Consider the following 4,135-nt stretch of genomic DNA (forward strand, 5'->3'; position numbering starts at 1 on the left):
TCGTAATATTGATGCTGAAAAAGTGCTTGGATATCTTGCTTCATTGCCTGGTGTTGAAGCCGTGCATGATCTTCATATCTGGCCGATGAGCACAAGCGAAACCGCAATGACAGCCCATCTGGTTTTGCCAAACGGACATCCGGGTAAAGGCTTCCTCGCCGACGTGCAAAAGGAAATGAAAACACAATTCTCCATTCACCATATTACCATCCAGGTTGAGCTTGAGGACGAAGAGGCGGATTTGTGCCAGATTGATTGCTGTAGGGGTAGCTGAGACCAACTTCGACAGAACGGCGGACCCTGCATTTTGGTCGTTTTTGAACGCCATCATTTACTATTACATAAGCATTTTTTGTTAATTCTATTATCGGTGTAGCCGGTTGTCCTTGCACAAAGGCGACCACACCAGACAGGGATGCGTTAATAGTAGGAAGCTTTGGGATTATGGACAGCAAACCGGGCCACCGCACGATGGACCAGGCACAACAACGTTTCGATCCCCGTATTTCATTGCGAGCGGATGTGGAAATAGTGGCTGCCGTCCGCGAACCAGGACTGGGGAGCGTTGAAGCGATGATAATGGACCTTTCAGTCACCGGCTTCCGGATGCGCTGTTTGACACGCTTGACCGGGGAAAAAAATATTTTCCTCAAACTGCCATCGTTCGCCGCGCTGGAGAGTAAGATTTGTTGGCATGAGCAGGACTGTTATGGTTGTGAATTTCTGCAATCACTCCATCCGGCCGTCTATGATCATATCATCGCCAAATATCCGTCCTTGCAAAGGAAAGGCCTGTAAGCTGTTTGGCAATGGCGGGTCACTCCGCTAGGTGTGACACAGTTCATGCGAAAAACCTCCACACGAATAAGATTATCCCTGATCATTTTTGCCATCTCAATTGGCATCTGGCTGCTGCACGGCAGATTGTTTGAACCAGAGATACTGACCGTCAATAGCGCGCGAGCCGACGTAATCGACGGGGATAGTTTCAGAACAGCAGACAGCGAATTCCGTATCTATGGCATTGATGCGCCTGAATATCGCCAGCAATGTCAGGATGACGAGGGCCGGAACTGGGATTGTGGCAAATTTTCCCGCTCGGGACTGGAAAGTCTGCTCGGTATCGAAAATCATGCCTGCGAAGTTCGAGCGAGAGATAAATATCAACGCGCGATAGTAACCTGCACCAGTCCGGCCGGAGCGGACCTGGGTGCCGAGTTGGTCCTGCGAGGACTAGCGTTGTCGGCCGACAGTTTCGATGCGCCCATTTATGCTACCGAGGAACGGTATGCAGAACGAACAAAGCGCGGAATCTGGAAAGGCTCTTTCGTAAATCCGAAAATCTGGCGCGGGGAAAACCGGCGTTGAGGGCTCTTGTTGATTGCGTCAACGGACATCTTTCGTTGCACGGTCCGAAAATAGACTTATGGTCTCTCGATATACGCGGCACCTGATCCCGCGAGTGGGAGGATGCGTGCACGACGAGATTGAACCCAACTGGTTATCGGAAATTGTCCGCCGGTTTTCGGTATTCATGTATACTATCAACGGATGGACTGCGGTTCAGGAAAATCCTCCGCCCAGAAAAGCCGTCATCATCGCTGCGCCGCATACCAGCAATTGGGACTTTCTCTATTTTTTTGGTCTCACCAACAAGCTGGGGTTCAACTCTTACTGGATCGGCAAGGACACTCTATTCAAATGGCCGTGGGGAGATATGATGCGGCGCATGGGCGGTATTCCAGTGAATCGGTCAAAATCGCAGAACATGGTCGATGCGATGGTCAGGGAGTTTGAAAGGCGGGATGATTTCCTCCTGACGATCCCGCCCGAGGGCACCCGCGGTGGTGGCAAGCAATGGCGCACCGGCTTCTATTACATCGCGCTAAAGGCAAAGGTGCCGTTAATTCTGGGTATGATGGATTATTCGAAAAGAACCGGGGGATTGGGGCCATCATTCATGCCGTCGGGAGACTATAAAGCCGACATGCAGAAGCTCAGCGATTTTTACCACAGCGTGACACCGAAGGTCCCCGAAAAAGCGATGCGCGATATTGTCTCGACGGATCCCGGCACGCCCGGGAAACAACCGGAAAAAGGAGCGATGAGTTGAATTTACTGACAGCTTTGGGTCTGAACTTTGCTCTGTTGGTCGGCATCATGATCATCCTGTGGCTGATATCCATCCGCATCCGCGACGTGTCTTTTATCGACGCCTTCTGGGCTTATGGCATGGCCATCATGGCGAGCGCGTCTTTCGTGCAGGTCGAAAGTCCCGGACCTTTGGCTTATATCATCTGGATGCTGACCGCGCTGTGGGGCATCAGGCTGGGAACGCACCTGTTCCTGCGATGGCGCAAGGAAGGGGTCGACCCGCGCTACGAAAAGATAATGGGCCATGCGATGGAAAAGCAGGGGATGGGTTTCGCCAAGGCAGCGCTGCTGAAGGCGTGGGCGATGCAGATCCCGCTTCTTTTCATCGTGTGCCTGCCGGCACAGCTTGGTATTTTGCTAGCTGGTGCTGACACGGCTGGGCCTGTCGCCATCATCGGGGCGGTTATAGCAGTGATCGGAATTGCCTTTGAAACGATAGGCGATATGCAACTCAAGGCGTTCCGGTCCAATCCTGCCAATAAAGGCAAAGTGCTGGATACCGGCTTGTGGAGATACACCCGGCATCCCAATTATTTCGGAGATTTTTGCGCATGGTGGGGCATATGGCTGGTGGCTTCGCAAGCAGGCTGGCCGGTGTGGATCGCAGCTGTTGGGCCGCTGTTCCTGAGCTTCACGCTGATGAAGTGGAGCGGCGCGCCTCTGCTGGAAAAAAGCCTTAAAAAGAACCGTCCGGACTATGTTGACTATATTGAACGGACGTCCGGTTTCTTCCCGATGCCACCGAAGAAGAAGTGAGGCTCAGGCTGCTTCTTTGAGCAGCTTATTCTCGATGATATTGGCGAAAACATCGGTTTCCTGGGCTCCGGGGACCATGAACTTCTTGTTGAAGATGAACGCGGGTACGCCGGTAATGAACCGTTCTTGCCATTCCGATTCCGTTGCCCGGACCTCGGCAGCATATAGGTCCGTGCCGAGCAGATCACGGGCACGCTTCTCATCCAGACCAACGGAGGATGCGACAGCCACAAGGGTGTCGTGATCGCTAACATTCTTGCCGTCGGTAAAATGCGCTTGGAATAGAGCCAGTTTGAGGGCGGTTTGCTTGCCGGTTTCTCCAGCCCAGTGCAGCAGGCGGTGCGCATCGAAAGTGTTTACCATCCGCATGTTGTCATGAGTATTGAATGTAAAATCCAGATCTTGGCCTGCCTGACGCATCCGTTCCCGGTTGGCTTTGCTTTGTTCGGCCGTGGCACCATATTTCTGCGCCATGTGTTCGGTGATGTCCTGTCCTTCGGGCGGCATCGCAGGATTTAGTTCAAAGGCGTGCCAGGTCAGTTCGAAAGTTGCCTTGCCTTCGAACTGCAGCATTGCTTTTTCCAGCTTTTTATATCCGATGATACACCATGGGCAGACGATATCAGAGACGATGTCGACGGTGATAACAGGCGTAGCGGACATGGCTGGTTCCTTGATTTGTATCAGGCCTTCTCAAGCGTGCATTGCAGTGGATGTTCGTTTTTGCGGGCAAAATCCATCACCTGCGTGACTTTGGTTTCCGCAACCTCATAACTGAACGTACCGCAAACCCCGACGCCTTTCTGGTGAACGTGCAGCATCACTCGCGTCGCTTCATCGATGTCCATATTGAAAAATCGTTTCAAAACGAGAACAACAAACTCCATCGGCGTATAATCGTCGTTGAGGATCAGGACTTTGTAAGGGCTGGGCTTCTTGGTCTTGGCCCGGGTCTTGGTTGCTATGCCCAGATTTGTGTCGTCGTCATCACCAGATCCGTTGTCTGGGTCATCGCCCAGAGTTGGCTGGTCACTGATGCGACTCTGCACGCCAGGTTTTCGGATCAGGAAAAGAATCTGCTGGTTCATCATTAGCCTCAGGATATGGTATTTTTAGCCCCGAGGGCAAGTGGCGGATTGATAGTTTTGGCCGCTTTTGCGGTGGGCAGGTTAATAAAGGACAAATAAAAAGGACCGCTCCAACGGAACGGTCCCTTTTTAATCTC

Annotated in this window: 6 protein-coding genes and 1 pseudogene; 5 read left to right on the forward strand and 2 right to left on the reverse strand. The window is 52.2% G+C overall.

Going from position 1 to position 4,135, the window contains the following annotated elements; genetic code table 11:
• The 5 genes and pseudogenes from WBM93_RS00005 to WBM93_RS00025 all read left to right on the forward strand — a co-directional run.
• Positions 1–274, forward strand: a pseudogene (locus WBM93_RS00005) (cation diffusion facilitator family transporter); the annotation flags it as partial.
• 170 nt (positions 275–444) lie between these two features.
• Positions 445–798 (forward strand): PilZ domain-containing protein, encoded by a 354-nt coding sequence (locus WBM93_RS00010; protein WP_424426907.1) that lies wholly within the window; start codon positions 445–447, stop codon positions 796–798.
• A gap of 45 nt (positions 799–843) precedes the next feature.
• Complete coding sequence (locus WBM93_RS00015; protein ID WP_424426909.1) at positions 844–1,368, forward strand: thermonuclease family protein; 525 nt, start codon at positions 844–846, stop codon at positions 1,366–1,368.
• Positions 1,369–1,474: 106 nt separating this feature from the next.
• Entirely contained in the window at positions 1,475–2,113 is a 639-nt protein-coding gene (locus WBM93_RS00020) for a lysophospholipid acyltransferase family protein (RefSeq protein ID WP_424426911.1), read from the forward strand.
• Positions 2,110–2,910: a DUF1295 domain-containing protein gene (locus WBM93_RS00025; protein ID WP_424426913.1), complete on the forward strand. Its 801-nt coding sequence runs from the start codon at positions 2,110–2,112 to the stop codon at positions 2,908–2,910. The genes WBM93_RS00020 and WBM93_RS00025 overlap by 4 nt, the downstream gene beginning before the upstream one ends.
• Before the next feature lie 3 nt (positions 2,911–2,913).
• Here WBM93_RS00025 and WBM93_RS00030 read toward each other — a convergent pair whose 3' ends face one another.
• Together WBM93_RS00030 and clpS are read right to left on the reverse strand one after the other, a co-directional pair.
• Positions 2,914–3,573, reverse strand: a complete 660-nt coding sequence (locus WBM93_RS00030) for a DsbA family oxidoreductase (RefSeq protein ID WP_424426915.1) — start codon at positions 3,571–3,573, stop codon at positions 2,914–2,916.
• A gap of 20 nt (positions 3,574–3,593) precedes the next feature.
• The gene (gene clpS / locus WBM93_RS00035) at positions 3,594–3,998 is read right to left on the reverse strand and encodes an ATP-dependent Clp protease adapter ClpS (RefSeq protein WP_424426917.1); all 405 of its coding nucleotides are present in this window, start codon (positions 3,996–3,998) and stop codon (positions 3,594–3,596) included.
• Positions 3,999–4,135: the final 137 nt, after the last annotated feature.

Origin of the sequence: Parasphingorhabdus sp., from assembly GCF_049667325.1 — a bacterium.
Taxonomy (GTDB): Bacteria; Pseudomonadota; Alphaproteobacteria; order Sphingomonadales; family Sphingomonadaceae; genus Parasphingorhabdus.

Excerpts from the sequence above, each read along its gene's own strand:
- clpS (WP_424426917.1), bottom strand. The coding sequence starts at position 3,998 with ATGAACCAGCAGATTCTTTTCCTGATCCGAAAACCTGGCGTGCAGAGT.
- WBM93_RS00010 (WP_424426907.1), top strand. The coding sequence starts at position 445 with ATGGACAGCAAACCGGGCCACCGCACGATGGACCAGGCACAACAACGT.
- WBM93_RS00030 (WP_424426915.1), bottom strand. The coding sequence starts at position 3,573 with ATGTCCGCTACGCCTGTTATCACCGTCGACATCGTCTCTGATATCGTC.
- WBM93_RS00015 (WP_424426909.1), top strand. The coding sequence starts at position 844 with ATGCGAAAAACCTCCACACGAATAAGATTATCCCTGATCATTTTTGCC.